The organism is Oleiphilus sp. HI0125, assembly GCF_001635355.1.
Genome location: NZ_LWGF01001151.1, coordinates 1 through 1,125 on the forward strand (window position 1 = coordinate 1; position 1,125 = coordinate 1,125).

At 42.9% G+C, this 1,125-nt stretch carries 1 protein-coding gene; it reads left to right on the forward strand.

Features of this window, described 5'->3' with window-relative positions; all coding sequences use genetic code 11:
- Window positions 1-1,125: bifunctional diguanylate cyclase/phosphodiesterase (locus A3762_RS19940; protein ID WP_156493616.1), on the forward strand; the 1,125-nt coding region annotated here is incomplete at both ends.

The window sequence follows — 1,125 nt, forward strand, 5'->3', positions numbered from 1 at the left end:
TGGATTCAAAGAAGTGAATGACAGTCTAGGCCACAGTGTTGGCGACCGCGTTCTTCAAGCAAGTGCGAAACGTTTAAAAGAACTTATTGCCAATAATAACAATGGCTACGTCGCGCGTTTTGGGGGCGATGAATTCATCGCTACATGCTCCTGCAATACAAAGCGCGAAGCCGAAGATATTGCGGAATCAATCATTCATTCATTTCGTGAAAACTTTGCGCATAACAATGCACAACTGCAGCTCGGGTGTAGTTTAGGTACAGTGTTTTTCCCTGATGATGGTGTAACAACAGAAGAATTGATTCGCAAAGCAGATACCGCGATGTATCACGCCAAAAACTCAGGACGTAATACTTTCGCCTTTTTTGAACCCAGCATGTTGCAAGACGTCATGCTCAAAAACACGATCAAGAACAAACTCCAAAATGCGCTACGCGACGAAAAGCTCGAAATTTATTATCAGCCACTGGTTAATCTCAGAGACATGTCGATTAGTGGCTTTGAGGCATTATTGCGCTGGGAAGATGAAGACTTAGGAGAAGTGAGACCCGATCTTTTTATTCCCATTGCTGAACAAACTGGATTGATATTCCATCTTGATCGCTGGGTATTAAGGACCGCATCAAAGCAAGTCAAAATCTGGCGCGACAAATTCGATCGACCCTTCAATTTATCCGTAAACTTCAGCCCAACGAACTTCCATCATCGTGAGATGATGCCTTGGATTCATAACGATCTCGCCCAAGAAAGCGGTCTTGAGTGGGTCGAATTAGAAGTAACAGAACGTCTGGTTCTTAATTACGATGACAACGTAATACAAGGTTTGGAGGAACTACTGAAACTTGGTGTCAGCTTCAGTATTGACGACTTTGGGACAGGCTACTCATCACTCGGTTACATCAAAAAGTTCAGTCATATTTTGTCGAAGATCAAAATTGATCGTTTATTCGTACACGAAATCATCAATCACAGCTCTGACCGCGCATTGGTGCAAAGTATCGTGACGCTTGCTAAAAGCTTGAATATAGAAGTATTAGCAGAAGGGGTAGAGTCTCGTCGCCAAGAAGACGTACTTATTCAATTAGGCTGCGACTACGCCCAAGGATTTATTTATGAAAAACCCTT